Below are 18,388 nucleotides of genomic sequence, written 5' to 3'. Positions count from 1 at the left end.
GAATCACCAGCCCTGTATACGAACATATCCCTTGTCCCAGCGCGAAAGCACGACGCGCTGGCGCGTGTAAAACATCACCCCCTCCTTTCCCTGAACATGAAGATCTCCGTAGAATGACGCGTTCCATCCACTGAACGAAAACAATGCCATAGGGGCGGGAACGCCGACGTTGATCCCTACCATCCCAACCTGGATCTCGCGGGAGAACTGCCGAGCGGCCGCACCACTCGAGGTGAAGATCGAAGCGCCATTGCCAAAGCTGAGGCTGTTCATCGTGGCGATGGCCTCATCGAGTGAATCCGGACGCACGAGCGACAGAACCGGGCCGAAAACCTCCTCTTGAAAGACCGACATCTGCGGCCGCACCCGATCAAGCAGGGTCGGACCGACAAAGAAACCGTTCTCCGGCACGGTCGCACCGCGAAAAGCGATCTCCGCCCCCACATCTGGAGCGCTGTCGATGACACCCTTGACGCGCGTTTGGGCGGCGGCATCGATGACCGGCCCCATGCTGGCGGAGTCGTTCGCGCTGGTATCGTCCACCGCGAGCGCGGCAAGCGCACCACTGACCCGTTCACGCCACTCGTCGGCGGTCTGACGACCAACTCCCATCAAGACCGAGCCGGCCATGCAGCGCTGGCCGGCGCAACCGAAGGCTGATCCGAGGATGGCACGCAGCGTCGAGTCTGGCTCGGCATCAGGCATAACGAGGAGAACATTCTTTGCGCCACCAGCCGCCTGGCATCGTTTACCATGCGAGGTCGAAAGCGTGTAGACGTGCCGCGCAACGTTTGACGAACCGACAAAACTGACCGCGGCAACCCCCGGATGGGTGCAGAGCGCATCCACCACTTCCCGCCCTCCGTGCACAACGTTGAGCACACCCTTCGGCAAGCCCGCCTCGAGAAAAAGTTCCGCCAATCGCATCGCGGTTTGCGGAACCTTCTCGCTGGGCTTGAGGACGAACGTATTGCCACACGCGATGGCCAACGGAAACATCCACAAAGGGACCATGGCCGGAAAGTTGAACGGAGTGATGCCCGCACAGACGCCTATCGGTTCACGCATCGTCACGGCATCGATCTGGTCGGCCACCTGCGGAAGACTTTCGCCCTTTACCAAGTGCGCGATTCCGCACGCGAAGTCTACGACCTCTCGTCCGCGCATCACATCGCCGCGCGCCTCGTCGAGCGTCTTCCCGTTCTCACGCGTGATGAGACGGGCGAGGTCCTCGAAATGCTGGTCGAGAAGGTGCTTGTATTCGAAAAGAACAGCACCACGTCGCGGTACAGGCGTCGTCGACCAACCGAGAAACGCCCGAGTGGCGGATTGCACGGCGGCATCCACATCGGCCGCGCCGCTCATCGGCACGCGCGCTATCACTTCCCCACGGGAAGGATTGAAGACATCGCCCCAGGAATCTTCGCGGGATTCCGAGTGTTTTCCATCGATCAGATTTCTGAGTTCCATAGTAAGAGACGGCAGGGCCCGTAGAGTAAGAGGTCGCCGGGGTGTGTTCGGGAGTGGATTCCATCCAATAACCGACACGCGGCTTCGCGTCGGTTATTTGCGTCTGGCTAGTATCGCCATTGCCGGCACGGAGAAGCTGGTTCGGGCAGTTCAGGTTCATGAAAGTTGCGTGATTCATCCCGCCCACCACCTAGTTGCTGGCGAATTCGGAATTATCGCACCATTCATCAGGATAGACACCATGTGAAAAGCCGATGATTGCACTCGCTCCCATTGAAACGGAAACGGTCAACATGTAGCGACCGTCTCTCAGATCCCTGGGCGTCAGCTCCAGCGTTTCCGACAGACGATGGCCGCCGCGAAGCCAAACCACTACGTCGTCCTTCAGGCCCTGTCTCGCGTGCTCTCGAAGGGCGGACTTCGCCAAGGTGAACGTCGCGAACGGACGGTCCTGCGTGGTGGGCACATCGTCGCGAGGGTCAGGCGCGACCCCAAAGACCGTGGTGGCATGCGCGGCGACACATGCAAAGTACAGGGCAAGCAAGGATGCCGATTTGCTCATGCCCGACATCTAGGTAAGAAATTGAGATTCAAAGGTCTGGAACCGCTGGTGGCTTGATCCCAGACCACGCGGACGGGAGCGATCCCGCCTCGGGATCGGCCGGCCCTGCGGGCAGTGACTCGCTCCACGACACCGCGATGGCGGAAAGGCGCTCCACTACATCGGGCCGATCACGGGCAAGGTTATTCAACTCCGTCGGGTCATCGGGAATCGAATACAATTCGACGCGACTGCGGTCAGGGTTGAGAAGGAGCTTCCATTCGCCATCGCGAATGGCAAGGCGCGGACTGTGGTGCACCGCGTCGCCGATGATTGAAAACCGCCACTCCCACAATAACGGCTTAGCTCGTGGCCGGACCGAACCAGCAAGGATATCCGAAATATCTTCGCCATCTTTGATGCGACCTTCGGACAACTTCACGCCGGCCAACCCGGCAAAAGTGGGTCGGAAATCAACGGAACCGAGGACGGACGTGCCATCAACACGACCTGCTGGCACATGCCCCGGCCAGCGCACGATCAAAGGCATTCGGATTCCGCCTTCATAGAGACTGCGTTTGCGTCCACGGAACGGTCCCGTGCTGCCAACACCACTGTGGCCGGCGTTAAGCACATGGATGTCTTCGGGTCCATTATCGCTCGTGAAGACGATGATCGTATTCTCCGCGAGTCCGAGCGCATCGACTTCGGAAAGCAAACGCCCAATCTGCGTATCGAGATCGGTTACTGACGCGAGGTAGATCGAGGCAGCGCTGGAAAACGGAAAATCCTTTCCCGGCTGGAGATGCTCGTAGGACCTGAGTTGCGACGGAAAAGGATTGAGCCGGGCGTGAGGGAGCAGGGCCCAAAGCTGCACATAGAAGGGCTCATCGCGGTGTTCCCGGATAAAACCGATGGCCTCGTCAACAAATACTCGCGAGGACCGAGCGCGGTAGTAGGGATCGTCCGGAGGTCCGGCGCCTCCAAAGGGCTCGGCGCTGCCGACGAAGTCGAAGCCATAGGCGCGCGGGTTGGGGCCCTGGCCGCGATCATCCGGAGGCTCGCCTCCATAAAGCGGCGCAACATTGTTTCTTAGATGCCACTTTCCGATGTGAGCAGTGGCGTATCCGGCACGTTTCAACTCTCCTGCAATCTGCGGTCGCGTCGGGTCGAGAAACTGCGGCATCGCCCGCTCGGCATTCTGAGTAATGGACCCGAAATGGCCATGAATGCCCTCACGAGACGGAAATTCACCGGTGAGAAAGGCAGCCCGGCTGGGCGAGCATACGGGTGCCCCGACATAGAATTGGGTGAAGCGCGTGCCCCGCTCTGCAAGATGGTCGAGGTTCGGGGTCTGGGCCTGGGGATGCCCATAGCATCCGAGATCACCCCAGCCCAAATCATCGGCTAGGATGAAAAGAATGTTGGGGCGATCGGCTGCAAACGCCAGATGGACTACGAGGAGAAAGACAACAGTTACGTATCGGGTCATGGCTGAATGGATTCGCAAAGTGAAAGGTATCGCTCGTAATCCCCACTAGTCTCTTCATGGCGCTTGGGATCCGGCAGAAAGGTGCGTTTGGGGGAAGACATGGCGAGTTGCGCTTCCCTGAGGGACGGAAATAGACCACATCCGACGCCGGCGCACATGGCCGCTCCGAGGGCACCGGTTTCTTCGACCCGTGGCACATCAACCTGAATGCCCAGACCATCAGCGAAAAGCCGGCACCAGACGGTGTTTCGCGCCGCACCTCCGCCGAGCGTCACGCGCGAAATTGGTCCAGCACTTCGCGCAAGTCGTTCGAGGTGCCTGCGGTGTGCATGGACCACGCCTTCCATCACCGCTCGATACAAGTCGTGCCGGGTGTGAACCGAACTCAACCCGACGAAAGCGCCTTTTCCAGATGGAACCTGCGGCATAAAGATCAATTGCGAGTGGCGCGTCTTCCGCACAGCTTCCGTGATATCCGCTGCTTTGCCTCCGAAAGTCCGGAGGGCCCAATCGAAATTGGCCGCCGAGCTCGGACTCCCCTCGAGCACAAGCCATCGCCCAGGTTCAGCCGACGGATTAACGAGGAAATGACCGCCCACCCTCGGCACCCGCTTAATGAAAGCCTGATTAATCGACCAAGTGCCCGCAACAACAGATACTTCCCCTGGGTCGCGCACACCACTTCCGATCGCAGCAGCCTCACAATCAATGCAACCGGTGTAAACCGGCGTTCCAGGAGGAAGTCCTGTGCGCCTCGCCGAATCGGAAGTTATACAACCAGCCTGATCGAGGCTCCGACGCATCGGCGGAAGCGCTTGATCCTCTGTTCGCAGCTGAAGCATCGGGAATTTCAGCAGTCCTGCTGCTCCCATGTCCGTGAAGTCGCTGCACAGCTCGTCCGTCAGCCTGAATCGCACCCAATCTTTCCAGAATACGGCGCAAGTAAGCGAGCGCACCATCTGAGATGACTCGGTCGCCCTATACCACGAAAGAAGCGCGGACAACTGTCCGGGATAGGGCGTTTGTCCCAGCGCGTCACTTGATCCTGCCACAAATTGAGCAGCCCGCGTATCGCTGGAAAGAATTCCTGCGCGAACTGGCTGACCATTTCCATCGAGGAAAACGGCACCGTTCCCACAACCAGTCACCCCGATAGCAGCGACCTGCCCTGCATGCTCGCGAGTCACCGTCCGGATGACTGCGGCGGCCGAATCCCACGTTGTCCCCGCGTCTCGCTCAACCCACTCGGGCTTCGGTCTCATCACGGCCACTGACCTGATCGACTGGGAGATCACCTGCCCACGATAGCCGAACAGAACAGCCTTGACCACCGTACTGCCGATATCTACACCAAGAAGAAACCTCTTTTGGCTCCGCGGGCTTGGACGCCTCGGTGCGCCTCCTTTCGGTGGTGAAGACATTGAGCTTCAACCGTTTTTCATTAGGGCGGGGTTAGCTTGCTGGCGGGCAGATGCTTTGCCAATTCAACGATAATGGATTGACTCTCCGGGCGATCAACCAAGTTCACCCACTCATGTGGGTCGTTTGTATGGTCGTAAAGCTCCTCTCCACCATCGGCGTATCGTATATATCGCCATTTCGCCGTGCGAACACTGGCACTCCCTCGATCGAGGCTCGTAACAGCGGCATACGGCCAGTTTCTCGTGGGGTCCTCTAGCAACCCGATCAAGGAATGCCCCTCTATCGCAACGTCGCCAGGAGCATCTATTCGGCAAAGATCGATCAACGTGGGAAACAGATCAAGCAGGCTCACCGGCTGCTGAATCCGGACACCTTCGGACCCCACATTCCGCGCGGAAATCATCAGGGGAACGTGGGTCGAGCGCTCCCAAAGTGTGTACTTGTGAAGGTGTTCTTTTTCACCATGGTGAAAGCCGTGGTCACTGCACACGACGATCACCGTGTTAGCAACGTTCGGCCCTTCACGAAGAGCTTCCATCAATCTCCCGAATTGGGCATCAGCAAATGTAACGGACGCAAGGTAAGCCTGGATCCAAGCCTTCCACAGTCCCGTCTCTTCGACGACTGAAAAAGGCGTAAATGACGAACCCGCCTTCGAAAGGGCGATTCTCTTCCCGTAGTCCGGCACGTCCGCCAGATCGGACTCGATTAGTTCCGGCGGCTCGACAGCCGTCAACGGATACTGTTCGAAATAACGTCGCGGCGTAAACCAAGGCAGATGCGGTTTGTGGATCCCAACAGCCAGGAAGAACGGTTTGTCATGGCTCTCCCACAGGAATTTCCGGGCGAGATCAACCACCTGATGATCAGGCATTGCCGACTCCGCTTCGTCTAGGGGAGCAAAATCGATGTTGGCACCATACTTGCGTGAAAGATCGGTGGCAGGACGGACCAACGGTTGAGGTGCCGGGGGTTCATAATACCGCTCTACTCCTTCGGACTCCATCGCCCCTGGATCCCAGAAAAAGTAATCGTCCCACGATGCCGGGTCCGGTATGTCGAAGACCTTACCGACTCCTACCGCAAGATAGCCGTGCTTCCTGAACCAGTCGGGAAGGGTTACCACCCCGGGTAGCAAATCCCTCAAGCGTTGACCCTGGCTGAATACGCCGGTAGTTTCCGGTCGCAACCCCGTGAGAATGGCAACCCGCGACGGATTGCAGACCGATGCAACACAATGCGCGTTGGTAAACAGCACGCCCTTTTTAGCGAACGCGTCGAGATTGGGAGTTTTCACCTGACGATCACCCAAGGCGCCAACCCAGTCATTCAAGTCATCAAAAACGACAAACAATACATTCGGCCGCGGGTTCTCCGCTCCTGCTCCAACAATGCCTGCGAACACCAACACGACTCCGAACACAAAGACGGTCATGAATCTCGGTAATCTGACGCTCAATTGTGTTGTTGTCTTTCGGATCCGTCTGTCGAATGAACTATCTCGATGACACTCGCCAGGCACCGCTCCAGACGGGCAAAATGTCCTAGCCGCCAGTCTCTTGCGAAAACTGCCGCAGAGTGGAAACCTCACAAATCCGCACCCAGTTGTCGAGTTGGGGCTGACGATATAATTCCCGGACAATTCTACCACGTCTTGGTCACGGTAAAGCTGATTGTCCGAGGTTCACCAGGACGCCAGGTTGTTCCATTTCCGTTACTGGCCGCGAAATAGTCGTCATCAAAGACGTTTCTCACCACGAGGGAAGCGGAAAGGCCCTTGGCGATCCCGTATCCGATGCTTAAGGTATACACCTCGCTGGCAGTGAACACTTGGGAGTTCTCCGCCGTAGTCAATGGACGTTCACCAGTGAAGACGACACCTCCGCCCACGGTCAGACCTCCGAAATCGTTGATCGGCCATCGATAACGGGCGAAAAGCTGCCCCTGGTTCTCTGCCTCGCCCGCCAATTGAGGACCATCAGCACCACTTGTTGTGTCTCGCACATTCTGATGGACCCATCCCGCCATCAAAGTGAGTCGGTCATCATTGTAGGTGATGTTGAGTTCTTCGCCGGTCGACGTCGTTGTTCCTCCATTCTCGAAGAAGGAATTATCCGGCGGAGGAAGCCTCAACGCGATGCCGCTCGCCTCAACTTTGAACAGGGCAAGCGACGCTTGCAGGTGCTCCTCAAGGAACGAGAGTTTCAGTCCGTACTCAGACGACGATCCAGTGACTGGATCCAATCGTGAACCGTCGACCCGAAGCGCTCCGCCGCCTTGGGGTTGAAATGTCTCACTATACTGATAGTAAAGTGAGGCACTTTTCGTCGGTCGCACCATGACACCGAAGCGCGGCGAGTCCGCAGTATCGGATGTCTCGGTCTCCCTAAAGGGAGGTTGACCAAGCTCAATCGTGGAGACTCCATCCACCTGATCATGGCGCCATCCACCAATGAGAAGCAATCGATCCTGAAACGCCTTCAGCTGATACGTCGTCGAGAAACCATACTGGCTGTTCTGTAGTTTCGTGTTGGTAACTGCAGAAGAGGGTGGAAAATCCGGCTTCTGGTCGCTATATACGGGATCTAGCAAATCAATCGTACCAAGTGCGACTCGTCTGACGTTGACGCGCCCAGGGTTGTCGAAGTAATCGGCGGAGACGATGAGTGAATGCCGCAAATCCCCAGTCTCCCAGTTGCCGTATAGACTACACTCTCCGAAGTAGTAATCTTGCCAACGATTGAGCCAAAACGCGCGCCGATTGACAGTCCGATTATCGGGGGAAAGTGACAGGAACTCCACTTGCTCGATCGGGTTATTGATAAAGCTCACGAAGCCCGAAAAACGCGCGGTCAGATTGTCGTTGAGCTTTTGCTCGACGATGAGCCTTGCTTTTTCCTTCTCGATCGTAGAATTCGCCCAGGGTTCGTCGATCGAACGGCTGATTGGCACCGTGATCTCACGTTCGCCCGTTGTCGCATTCAACGCAGCGGGTATGAAATTATCCTCGCGATGTTCCTCTCGCATAAACTCACCGAAAAACGTGACTGTCGTCTGGGTGGAAGGTCTCCATTGGAGTACGGGAGCGACAAACAGGCGTGAGCTGTCCTGAAGATCGCGAAAACTCCCCTCGTCCCTATAAGCTGCTGTAAGCCGGTAGGCCAATGTCTTGTCCTTGTTTAGAGGGCTGGTGAGATCCGCAGTGACATGATAGCTGTCGTAACTCCCCACAGAGGCGCTGACCTGATAATACGGATCCTGTTTGGGAAGTTTGGAAATGCGATTGATGATGCCGCCCAAGCCCTTGGGATTTCCGTAAAGGTTGGTGGCAGGTCCCTTGATGACCTCCAGTTGCTGGACGTGGATAAAATCGCCACCACCCCATTCGACAACATCACGCGTCCCATCAATCCAAGTCTCATTCACGCTGAATCCGCGAATCGCAAACGCATCCTGCTGGCGGGTCCCGCCGGTAACTCTTCCTCCAATCAGGGGCATGACATCGGACAGATCCGTTGCTCCGACGTCCTTGATAAATTCGTTGCTGAGTACGATGATCGTCTGCGGAATGTCCTTGAGCTTTTGATTGAACCGCGAAGCGGTGACACCCTCGGTTGAGGTGTATCCGTCCGACGCGTTTTCATCCACGTTGAAAGGGCTCAAGACGACGACCTCGTCTTCCTGACCAGAAGTGACCGCCTTGACCTCGGAAGTCGTCTGCGCATCGGTTGAGTTGGCCGCGAGCGAAATTGCGAACACTGCGAGTGCTGTCACAGCGGCGAACGGACAGCGAGATATTTTTTTGGAGGCCGGATTTCTCATGAATCTGAGTTTATTGGGGGTTAATTGCGGGCTGCGTCGAATCTCTGGGTTGGGTTTACCCTGAGGAATCCTTGCTAAGAAGGCTTCGGGTGATGTTCTACATGTAGAACTGTTTTCTAGGTGTCAAGTAATTCTTGACGTTCTATCGAGAATTTATTCTACCTACAGAAGATGAAAGCCAAAACCTCCTCCTCAAACCGAGCCCATTCTCCAGCTCAGAGATTTCAGTCACCGGCACTGGAACGCGGACTCCGCATTCTCGAGCTGCTTGCCCGTCACCCCGATGGTCTCCGCATGAGTCAGGTCGCAGAATCTCTCGATCTCCCGGCAAATAGCGCTTTCCGCATCCTCGGAACTCTCGAATGCGAGGGCTATGTCACCAAAGAAGCGGACGGCATCCGCTACCGTATCACCAGGAAGCTTCTGGGACTTGCCTATGCGGCCGCCGGCGAAGACAAGCTGATGGAACTGGCTCTGGACGTCATGCAGACTCTCCGCGATGACACCGGGGAGACCGTCCTGATCGGTGTGCGATCTGAGAACAGAGGGATTGTCCTGGAACAGGTTGCTTCAACCCAGCCGGTCAAATTCCTCGTTGACCCGGGTCACAGCTTTCCACTCCACACCTCGGCCCCCGGCAAGGCGTTCCTGGCTTTCCTGCCGCCACACGAGCGCGACGTTCTTCTTGGCCGGATATGTTACGAAAGATTCAATGATCGGACTCTGGACTCCCGCGAGAAGCTCGAGGCCGAACTGCTCAACGTCCAGGCGACAAGCCAAGCATTCGATCGGGGTGAGCAGATAGATGGCCTTCATTGTGCTGGCGCGCCAATCTTCAACCATCGAGGCTACCCAATCGCATCGATCTGGGTAACCGGCCCGAGCTTCAGACTCACAGAGAGCATGCTTCCGCTGGTTGGCGCGAAGGTCCTTGCGGCGGCGGAAAGAATCTCTGCGCGTTTTGGCTACAACCCCAAGTGATCTAGAAAACCATGTCGACTGATCTGAAAGGAAAAACTGCCCTCGTCACCGGAGGCACCAAGGGTTACGGATTTGGAATCGCGGAGGCCCTCCAGGAAGCGGGCGCAAGCGTCTACGTAACCGGACGGGACCAGAAAGCTCTGGATTCCGCTGCATCCCGGTTGGGAGTCGTCGCCGTTCGTGCCGATGTGACCTGCCCCAGCGACTGGGATGAGATTCTCAGACTAATAATTCAGGACACTGGTCGACTCGACATTTTGATCAACAACGCTGGAGGCGGGGTGAAGATCGCGGCAACCGACGAGCAAACCGATGACAGTATTGCTGGGGTCATCGCTTTGAATCTTACCGGAGTCATCTACGGCTGTCGTCGGGTCGTACCCATCATGCGAAGTCAGAATTCCGGAACCATCATCAATATTTCCAGCGTTGCCGGCCACCATGCCTGGCCGACCTGGGGAATCTACGGAGCCGCCAAGGCCGGCTTGAACCATTTCTCGAAATCGCTTTACCTCGAACTCAGACCCCACGGAATTCGCGTCATGACCATCTCGCCATCCTGGGGGGCGACTGAGTTCACCGACGCGGCAGGCATCGAACGGCAGGATCCCGCCACACTGGCAAAGTGCATCAAACCCGCGGAACTTGGACGGCTAGTTAGGGAGCACACTCTTCTGCCTTCACACCTCTGCGTGGAAGAAACAATACTCTGGCCCATGGTCCAGGAAGTGAATCCGCTGTGATTCCACTGCAGCGACAAACCCACTCGTCTTGTGTCTCATCGCGCTTTTGATCTGGTCGTCGTTGGTGCCGGTTCAGGCGGATTTGGCGCTGCCCTGGCCGCCGCTCGCTTGGGTTCGCGAGTGCTTCTCGTGGAGAAAAGCGATTCACTCGGCGGCAATGCCACGCGCGGTGGGGTCAACAATTGGGAGCCCGGTGTTGGAGGGACCGGAATCCCTTTCGATCTCTACAAACGCCTGAAATTAACTCCGGACTCAGTCGGCATCTACACGATCGGACGGCACTTCGCGTGGCAGGGTCCCGAAGTGAACCCCAAGTTCCCCGGAGGTGAATTAGTGATCGACCCGACTCGTCGCTATATCGACTCTCTCCGCCGTTTCGGTGCGCCACCCCGGTCGGAAGCGGAGTCGTTTCGCCGCACTCATTGGCATGGAGTCCCTTTCGAACCGTCGATCTACGCCGCAGAAATGGAGAAAATGCTCGGCGAGACCTGTTGCTGCACAATCTGGAAGAACACTGCATTCACGGAGGCGCAGGCACACGAACGGCGCATCGTTTCGCTGAAACTTGATAACGGGCAGACCGTCTCCGCGGGCTTGTTCGTTGATGCGACAGCTGACATACACCTGGCGCGGCAACTCGGATGCCGGACTTCGTTCGGTCAGGAACCGCGCTCACTCTATAGTGAACCGAGCGCACCATTTGAGCCGAACGATCGGCTCAACGGTACGACGCTCATCTACCGGGTCACCCGAACGAGCACGCCGCAAATCGAGCCGATGCCGTCGGATATCCCAAAGGATTGCTGGTGGGCGGAAAAGTTCCCCGCCGCAGCCTGTACTCAGTATCCGAACGGTGATTTCAACATCAATTCCCTGCCCACGATGGCGGGACGCGAAACAGCCAAACTCGGCTACGCCAGCGCCTACGACGAGTGCCGCCGGAGAATTCGCTCCCATTGGCATTATCTTCAGACTTCCTTTCCGGAATTCCAGCATTTCCGCATGACTTGGGTCGCGCCAGGACTCGGCGTCCGCGAGGGCCCGAGACTAGTTGGGCGCTACGTCCTGACTGAACACGACCTGATCGCTGGGCTCAGCGACCAGAGCCACGACGATATCGTAACGATCGCCGATCACGCGCGCGACACCCACGGCGCAGACACCGGACGCGCCGGTACAGGCGAAGTCAAACAGCCCTACGGCGTGCCGTTCCGCTGCCTGCTTCCAGTCGAGATCGAAAACCTCGCTGTTGCCTGCCGAGGCTCCAGTTTCTCCTCAATCGCGGCATCAAGTTGCCGACTCTCGCGAACCATGATGCAACTTGGTCAGGCCGCCGGCACTGCGGCCGCCCTCGCCAAGAAGAACAGCCTGTGTTCGTTCGCCGCCGTCTCCCCTGATACCCTCCGCAGCTCCCTTGCGGCCCAGCATGTCGAGTTGTCATGGCCACGCTCGCCTGAGCTTTTGGCCTATCTCCATCGGGAGACGGACTGAACGCAAATGAACCTGCCAGATCGGCAACAGGTCTTCTCCTCACTGGGCGTCAATCCCAGTGTCGATGTACTGATCGTTGGCGGCGGAATCAACGGAGCGGGGATGCTCCGAGAGTTGGCTGTGAACGGCGTAGATGCCCTCCTCATCGACAAAGCAGATTTTGCTGCTGGCGCGACCGCCGCTTCCTCACGGATGATTCACGGTGGACTGCGCTACCTCGAAAACGGTGAGTTTCGCCTTGTACGTGAATCGTTGCGCGAGCGGGACCGACTGCTCCGATTGGCGCCACACTCGGTCAGGCCCCTTCCGACGACCATCCCCGTGTTCTCCCGTTGGTCCGGCTTCGGCAATGCAGCCAGGCGCTTCTTCGGGCTGAGGTCGCCGCCCGCTGCTCGGGGAGCGGCCCTGATAAAAGTTGGTCTGACTCTATATGATGTGCTGACCTCCCGGAGGCGCGTCCTGCCCAAGCACGTTTTCAAGGACCGCAAAGAATCGCTCCGCCTCCGACCACTCTTGAATCCTGCAATTGTCTGCACGGCCACCTACCACGATGCGCAGGTCGAACTGCCCGAAAGGCTTTGCCTGGAACTGATCGCCGACGCGTGTGCCACCCATCCGGGTGCCCGGGCTCTGAATTACTGCACACTCTCGGGACGAGACGAGACTGCCGTCGCAATTAAAGATACCATCTCAGGATCCCCGTTCTGCATACGACCCAAAGTGGTGGTGAACGCAACGGGCGGATGGATCGACTTTGCAAATACCGCATTGGGAACCCCCACACGCTGGATCGGCGGGACCAAGGGCTCGCATCTAGTTCTCGACCATCCGGAATTACTGGCCGCATGCCGAGGTGAACAGATCTTCTACGAAAACCCCGATGGCCGCATCTGCATTTTCTTTCCCGTCAACAACCGGATCCTCGTTGGCTCCACCGACATCCGCGTCACCAATCCGGATGAAGCGATCTGCGATGAGCAGGAAGTGGACTACATGCTCGAGAGTGTGCGGACGGTGTTTCCCAAACTGCACCTCGGTCGCGAACACATCATCTCGCGTTTCTGCGGCGTGCGTCCTCTCCCAGCCGCCGAGGATGGTATCACCGGCCGGATAAGCCGAGACCACTCCTGCCGCTCACTTCCGATAGAAGCCGGACGGCCCTGGCCGATTCACGCGATGATCGGCGGCAAATGGACCACCTTCCGGGCTTTCGCCGAACAGGTGACAGACCGGGTGCTTGCCGACCTCGGACGAGAACGCACCGCTTCCACTTCCGACCGACCGATTGAGGGAGAACCGAATTCCATCACCAGCGATGACAATACTCTCCGTGTCATTCTCCGCAACGAAGCCGTCGTTCACCTCGATGATCTGCTCCTCCGACGGACAGCGATCGGCCTCTACGAACGCCTGACCACTGAGCGATTGTCCGCACTCGCACAACTCGCGGGCGAGACTCTCCGTTGGGATCCCAGCCAGATCGCGGCCGAGGAATCCCGCACCCGCAGGATTCTGGTTAATCGCCATGGCATCAACCTTGAAACCGCAACTTCCCATGTATAACGCCCACAAAGTACGCCTCAATCGCTTCCTCGGCGCTGACGGTCGATGCCTCGACGTCGCCATAGACCATGGAGTCTTCAACGAGCACTCGTTTCTTGCGGGTCTGGAAGACATGCCCGCCGTTGTTCGGTCTCTGGTCGACGCCGGCCCCGACGCGATGCAGATGAATATCGGTCAAGCTGACGTCCTGCAGTCGATTCCCGGGGCGCGCAAGCCGGCCCTCGTGCTCCGGACAGACGTCGGCAATCTCTATAACAACAAGACCCACCGTGTCATGTTCAACCAACTTGCGCACTGGGACGAGCCGATCATCGGAGCCCTCAAAATGGATGCCGCCTGTGTGGTCTGCAATCTCCTGCTCATGCCCGGTGAACCAGACCTCCATCGCCAGACTGCACTGAACGCAGCCCGACTTCGCGCCGTCTGCGACACCTACGGCATGCCGCTCATGATCGAGCCGCTCGTCCTCAAGTCGAACGAAGAGAAAGGCGGTTATCAGGTTGACGGGAACAAAGAGCTGATCGTCCCTCTTGTCCGCCAAGCCCGAGAACTCGGCGCAGACGTTATCAAGGCGGACCCAACTGATCGTGCGGAAGATTATCACGAAGTTGTCCAGTCCGCTCGTTGCCCAGTCCTGGTGCGTGGGGGGGGGAAGAAACCGCTCGAAACCGTGTTTCAGGAAGCTGCGGCCTTCCTGGCCCAGGGTGCGCATGGTCTCGTCTATGGCCGCAACATCTACCAGCATCCGAACCCAGCCCGTATCGTCGCCGCCTTCATGGCCATGATACACGACGGCGCTGACGCGGAACGTGCGATGGCCATATACCAAACAGGCGCCTGAACTCGCGACTATCCCGAACCTTCGATTATCCCGGATGCCTGCCCCTTCGCCTGACATCCCGCCCGCCGTAACGTTGCGGGACAAGCTCGTATTCTCGATCGGCGGAGGACTACAGCAATTCGCCAACACCGCACCGCACTACTTGGCCAATCCGATTTTCAATCTGGCGCTCGGGATGAACCCGGTTCTGATCGGAATCATTCTTGCGACTGCGCGGCTGTGGGATGCCGTGACCGATCCGCTGGTGGGCAATATTTCCGATAATGCGGAGACCCGCTGGGGTCGGCGGCGTCCGTTCATGATTGCGGGAGCGATCCTGATGGGCGTGAGTTTCGCCGCCATGTGGTGGCTGCCGCGCGAAGCAGACCAGTCATTCTACTTCGGATACTTTCTCTTCGCCATTCTCGCATTCTATACCGGCTTGACGCTATTCGGTGTCCCGTGGAATGCACTCGGGATCGAAATGGCGGGCTCCTATGAGGAGCGCACAAGCCTTTTCGGCTATGTCGGGGTGGCCAACAAGATCGTAGGATTCGGCGGCGGCTGGCTCTATCCATTGACGCAACTTGCGGTATTTCAGGACGTTCTGCAAGGCGCCCGCGTTGTCGGCTGTATATGCGGTTCCATTATCATCATTGCCTGCCTCATCCCGGCTCTGCTGCTCAAGGAGCCACCTCGGGGCAATACCGCCGCAGTAATCCGGGACCGCGAGCCTTTCCATAAGGCCATGAAGGTCGTGTTGAGCAACCGCGTGCTGCTAAGGTTTTCCGCCGCATGCCTAGTCACCATGACCTCACTCTCCACTGTCTCCAGCCTAGGTCTATACATCAATATTTACCACGTCTTTGGCGGGAACAAAGTTGCAGCCGCCACAATGATGGGAATCTGGGGAACAACCTTTAATGTAATCGCTATGTTCTCCATACCAGGTGTCATGTGGGTCGCACACCGTGTCGGCAAACATCGGACGATGATGATCGCGCTCGGCATGGTTTCATTTTCAGCTGTGCTCAAATTTGTGCTCTACACGCCGACTCTCCCCTACCTCCAACTTACGACAGCTCTGCTGCAGGCACCTGGTCTGGCCGCCTATCTCGTACTAGTCAACTCGATGACCGCAGATATTGTTGACTACGATGAGTCATTGAATGGACGACGAAGGGAGGGACTCATCTCTGCAGCCAATGCCTGGATCACCAAGATGGGCATTTCGCTCTCTTTCATCTTCGCCGGTCTCGTTCTCAGCGTCACCGGATTTGATGCGAATCTCGGAGCCGACCAGCCACCTGGAACCGTGCTCTGGATGCGTCTTCTGTTCTGCATCATTCCTGCCGTTGGCACCTTTCTGGGATTGATACTCCTGCGCAATTACCCTCTGACAAAGCAATGCATTGAACAGATCCAGGTTCGTCTCATCGAATGCAGGACGCAAAACATCTGACTTGCCGACGGTCTTCACCAACCGCATTCTCACAATCGTCATACGGAGCGCCGCCAAAACTTCTGGCCCACTTTCAGGAGGAGAATTCTGCGTGAAATTCCGGAAGAACCTCCCACCTCGCCCGTTCGCCGTTTCTGCAGTCTTCGTATTTGCTGCGGTCCGCGCGACTTTGGGTGCGGATTCAGGTTCCACAAGGATGGAGGAATGGAAACTCGCTGCCGAATATAAGTTCAACGAAGCACGTGAGGCATTCTCAAACCTCAGCGAATTGAATCCTAAAGATCGAGAAGCCGCGCTCGGAGAGGCGGCTTCACTGATCAACGCACAACCCAAGACCAGGAGAAACCTGACAGCGGCAGTCCATACGTTAATGGCGCTGGAAGATCAGAATTCACGCGATGATATCGGAATCGCTGCCACCTACCTTCTCGGCCGCATCGCAGCCATTCATCAACAGCCAGCGGATTTGGAGACCGCCCGTCGCCACTTCACCGCCCTGGCCGAGCTTCGTTCACCTCATCCTCTTGCTCAACTTGCCATCTTGAATCTGGTGATGCTCGACCTTTACGCGCCGGACGCCACCGATCCCGCCGCGACGCGCGTGGCGACTGCAGAATCACGAGCTGCCTACCTGCTGACCCCTTCCGCCCGCGCTCAATTCCATCTTGTCGTCGGCCGGGCCTGCCTGGCATTCGATCAACCAAAATCCGATGCTTTGGCTCACCTCAAGATGGCTCTCCACCACGGGATCCGCAGCGATCGTGGTCGCGCCGACACCGCGATCAGCGCTGCTCTCCTCTCCATCGATTGCGGAGCAAAGGATGACGCAATTCGTTTCCTTCGGCTCTTTCTCAAAGAAAACCCGCGGGATGTCCGAGCCTGGACCGCACGGAAGGAACTGGAGCGGATCAGCGGAGAGCAGCCAAAATGAAAAGATGGAAACCCACAATCTTCGGAGTCCTGATCCTCGCGAGTATCTACGCACTCGCAGGCTGGCGAATTCTCAACCGTGACAATACCGTATTCCCTTCCGACTCAGGCATTGTCGTCCGCTTCGCCCACTGGAACCTGCAGGCCGGCATGCGCGAGGCCTACGATTCGATCATCGCACAGTACGAGGCGGACCACCCAGGGGTCCGCATCGAACAGATGGCAATACCCTTGCGGGTCTGGCCAACCTGGCAGCAAACCCAGCTGGTCGGCGAAACGGCGCCGGACATCGTTCAGTTGGGCCGCGGAACGAATGACGAAATCGTTTCGCGCTACTTTCTCCCGCTCGCCGCCCTCGTGGAGGAGCCGAATCCCTATAATGTAGGGACTCCCTTGGCGGGCCTTGCCTGGAGAAACACCTTTCTCGACGGTCTGACCGGCACTAACATCCTTTACCCGTCCCTGCAGGAGATTTTCGGCATCCCGACCATGCAGATGAACCTGCGGATGTTTTACAACGCGGATCTGCTTGAGACCGTGAGCGGATCACGCAGGCCTCCTGAATCTTTTGCGGAATTCCGTCGGATCGCCGAGAAGACCGAAGCCTATGCCGTCAGCACCAACCAAACAATACTGCCGATTGCAGGATCCGGAGACTACGGCCTGTATCTCGCCCTGAATCTGCAGCAGGCTATGACAACCCAGATTGCACGCAAACTCGATGTTCAAGACTTGCTCCGGGTCGATGCGAGCCGTGTCGGTGCCTCGTATGTCGCCGGTGCGTGGAGCCTGGATTCACCCCCGATCATCGAGTCACTTAGGATCTACCAGATGATGGGCCGCTGGATGCAGCCGGGATTTCTTCAACTCCGCCGCGAAGATGCCGCGATGTATTTCAGCCAGCGCCGTGCGCTCGCCATGGTGACCGGAAGCTGGGACTACTATCTGCTTCAGCAGGAATGCAACTTCCCTTTTGTCGTGGGACCTCTTCCCATTCCAGACGAACGGGATCCCGAGTTCCCTACCACGGCAGCCGCTCACCGCAACGAACTCGACGGCCAGCTCAATGGCATCTTCGGCGTGGTCCGGTCCAGCAGGCATCCGGATGTCGCGATTGATTTTCTGCGCTTTCTGTCTGGTCAATCAATGGCAAAGCAGTTTGCAGAGACGTCCAAGACACTCTCCGCCACAGTCGGCGTCCTTCCGGATGACAAGGCTCTACTCACATTCATGCCCAACGACTCGGGACCGGTGGGCGGCTTCCAAATCATCGCCGGAGCCGAAACAAACTCGTGGTTTCAGCGCAACGTCAACAAGCTGTTTGCTCCGGGCGCAACCGCCGTCAGCTTTGCCCGCGAACAGATGGATCCCTATCGGGTGTCCACAATGGAGGACCTTCGCAATTATCTCCGAAGACAAAGACAAACAAGCGAACGCAGCGATACGATTGTCATAGCGGAATTCTACCGCGGGGGAAAGGAGTCCTCGCGCCTCAACGCCATCCTCGATGCTCAAGTTTCACGAGAACAGGATGGTATGCAGATCGAATGGATGCTTCGATCGTCAAATAACCCATCCCCACTTCCGCCCTGATTGCACCCGAGTCATCACTCATATGAGGTCGAAATTCCAGATTCCGGTGCAGACCTGA

At 57.6% G+C, this 18,388-nt stretch carries 14 protein-coding genes; 8 read left to right on the top strand and 6 right to left on the bottom strand.

From position 1 onward, the window contains the following. Positions 1-3 precede the first annotated feature (3 nt). The 6 genes from R3F07_14770 to R3F07_14745 form a co-directional block, all read right to left on the bottom strand. A complete protein-coding gene (locus R3F07_14770; protein MEZ5277640.1) occupies positions 4-1,470 on the bottom strand; it encodes a CoA-acylating methylmalonate-semialdehyde dehydrogenase in 1,467 nt (488 codons plus the stop codon). Between the two features lie 190 nt (positions 1,471-1,660). Continuing rightward, positions 1,661-2,032, bottom strand: a complete 372-nt coding sequence (locus R3F07_14765; protein ID MEZ5277639.1) for a hypothetical protein — start codon at positions 2,030-2,032, stop codon at positions 1,661-1,663. A 28-nt stretch (positions 2,033-2,060) separates the two neighbouring features. Continuing rightward, the gene (locus R3F07_14760; GenBank protein ID MEZ5277638.1) at positions 2,061-3,503 is read right to left on the bottom strand and encodes a sulfatase-like hydrolase/transferase; all 1,443 of its coding nucleotides are present in this window, start codon (positions 3,501-3,503) and stop codon (positions 2,061-2,063) included. Further along, positions 3,500-4,306, bottom strand: a complete 807-nt coding sequence (locus tag R3F07_14755) for an FGGY-family carbohydrate kinase (protein ID MEZ5277637.1) — start codon at positions 4,304-4,306, stop codon at positions 3,500-3,502. Before R3F07_14755 ends, R3F07_14760 begins: the two co-directional genes overlap by 4 nt. Before the next feature lie 638 nt (positions 4,307-4,944). After that, positions 4,945-6,360 carry a sulfatase gene (locus tag R3F07_14750; protein ID MEZ5277636.1) on the bottom strand — a complete coding sequence of 472 codons (1,416 nt, stop codon included), beginning with the start codon at positions 6,358-6,360 and terminating at the stop codon, positions 4,945-4,947. Positions 6,361-6,569: 209 nt separating this feature from the next. Next, complete coding sequence (locus tag R3F07_14745) at positions 6,570-8,747, bottom strand: TonB-dependent siderophore receptor (protein MEZ5277635.1); 2,178 nt, start codon at positions 8,745-8,747, stop codon at positions 6,570-6,572. Positions 8,748-8,918: 171 nt separating this feature from the next. On the opposite strand from R3F07_14745, the gene R3F07_14740 reads away from it, so the two are divergent. The 8 genes from R3F07_14740 (at position 8,919) to R3F07_14705 (ending at position 18,330) form a co-directional block, all read left to right on the top strand. Then, positions 8,919-9,728: an IclR family transcriptional regulator gene (locus tag R3F07_14740; GenBank protein MEZ5277634.1), complete on the top strand. Its 810-nt coding sequence runs from the start codon at positions 8,919-8,921 to the stop codon at positions 9,726-9,728. A gap of 11 nt (positions 9,729-9,739) precedes the next feature. After that, on the top strand, positions 9,740-10,471 hold the full coding sequence (locus R3F07_14735) for an SDR family oxidoreductase (GenBank protein MEZ5277633.1): 732 nt from the start codon (positions 9,740-9,742) through the stop codon (positions 10,469-10,471). A gap of 30 nt (positions 10,472-10,501) precedes the next feature. Then, positions 10,502-11,962: an FAD-dependent oxidoreductase gene (locus tag R3F07_14730; GenBank protein ID MEZ5277632.1), complete on the top strand. Its 1,461-nt coding sequence runs from the start codon at positions 10,502-10,504 to the stop codon at positions 11,960-11,962. A 6-nt stretch (positions 11,963-11,968) separates the two neighbouring features. Then, positions 11,969-13,525 carry a glycerol-3-phosphate dehydrogenase/oxidase gene (locus R3F07_14725; protein MEZ5277631.1) on the top strand — a complete coding sequence of 519 codons (1,557 nt, stop codon included), beginning with the start codon at positions 11,969-11,971 and terminating at the stop codon, positions 13,523-13,525. Then, the gene (locus R3F07_14720) at positions 13,488-14,366 is read left to right on the top strand and encodes a hypothetical protein (protein ID MEZ5277630.1); all 879 of its coding nucleotides are present in this window, start codon (positions 13,488-13,490) and stop codon (positions 14,364-14,366) included. Before R3F07_14725 ends, R3F07_14720 begins: the two co-directional genes overlap by 38 nt. 34 nt (positions 14,367-14,400) lie before the next feature. Then, the gene (locus R3F07_14715; protein ID MEZ5277629.1) at positions 14,401-15,807 is read left to right on the top strand and encodes an MFS transporter; all 1,407 of its coding nucleotides are present in this window, start codon (positions 14,401-14,403) and stop codon (positions 15,805-15,807) included. Positions 15,808-15,898: 91 nt separating this feature from the next. Continuing rightward, positions 15,899-16,738, top strand: coding sequence for a hypothetical protein (locus tag R3F07_14710; GenBank protein MEZ5277628.1), 840 nt, complete (start codon positions 15,899-15,901; stop codon positions 16,736-16,738). Further along, the gene (locus tag R3F07_14705) at positions 16,735-18,330 is read left to right on the top strand and encodes an extracellular solute-binding protein (GenBank protein ID MEZ5277627.1); all 1,596 of its coding nucleotides are present in this window, start codon (positions 16,735-16,737) and stop codon (positions 18,328-18,330) included. The genes R3F07_14710 and R3F07_14705 overlap by 4 nt, the downstream gene beginning before the upstream one ends. Positions 18,331-18,388 lie beyond the last annotated feature (58 nt).

It is taken from the genome of Opitutaceae bacterium, assembly GCA_041395105.1.
Lineage (GTDB): Bacteria > Verrucomicrobiota > Verrucomicrobiia > Opitutales > Opitutaceae > B12-G4.
Note: the sequence above shows the minus strand (reverse complement) of the source record. Positions and strands in the feature narration are given on the sequence as shown.

Bases quoted from the DNA above. Each gene is read 5' to 3' on its own strand.
- R3F07_14770 (MEZ5277640.1), bottom strand. From the start codon at position 1,470: ATGGAACTCAGAAATCTGATCGATGGAAAACACTCGGAATCCCGCGAA.
- R3F07_14765 (MEZ5277639.1), bottom strand. From the start codon at position 2,032: ATGAGCAAATCGGCATCCTTGCTTGCCCTGTACTTTGCATGTGTCGCC.
- R3F07_14760 (MEZ5277638.1), bottom strand. From the start codon at position 3,503: ATGACCCGATACGTAACTGTTGTCTTTCTCCTCGTAGTCCATCTGGCG.
- R3F07_14755 (MEZ5277637.1), bottom strand. From the start codon at position 4,306: ATGCGTCGGAGCCTCGATCAGGCTGGTTGTATAACTTCCGATTCGGCG.
- R3F07_14750 (MEZ5277636.1), bottom strand. From the start codon at position 6,360: ATGACCGTCTTTGTGTTCGGAGTCGTGTTGGTGTTCGCAGGCATTGTT.
- R3F07_14745 (MEZ5277635.1), bottom strand. From the start codon at position 8,747: ATGAGAAATCCGGCCTCCAAAAAAATATCTCGCTGTCCGTTCGCCGCT.
- R3F07_14740 (MEZ5277634.1), top strand. From the start codon at position 8,919: ATGAAAGCCAAAACCTCCTCCTCAAACCGAGCCCATTCTCCAGCTCAG.
- R3F07_14735 (MEZ5277633.1), top strand. From the start codon at position 9,740: ATGTCGACTGATCTGAAAGGAAAAACTGCCCTCGTCACCGGAGGCACC.
- R3F07_14725 (MEZ5277631.1), top strand. From the start codon at position 11,969: ATGAACCTGCCAGATCGGCAACAGGTCTTCTCCTCACTGGGCGTCAAT.
- R3F07_14720 (MEZ5277630.1), top strand. From the start codon at position 13,488: ATGGCATCAACCTTGAAACCGCAACTTCCCATGTATAACGCCCACAAA.
- R3F07_14715 (MEZ5277629.1), top strand. From the start codon at position 14,401: ATGCCTGCCCCTTCGCCTGACATCCCGCCCGCCGTAACGTTGCGGGAC.
- R3F07_14705 (MEZ5277627.1), top strand. From the start codon at position 16,735: ATGAAAAGATGGAAACCCACAATCTTCGGAGTCCTGATCCTCGCGAGT.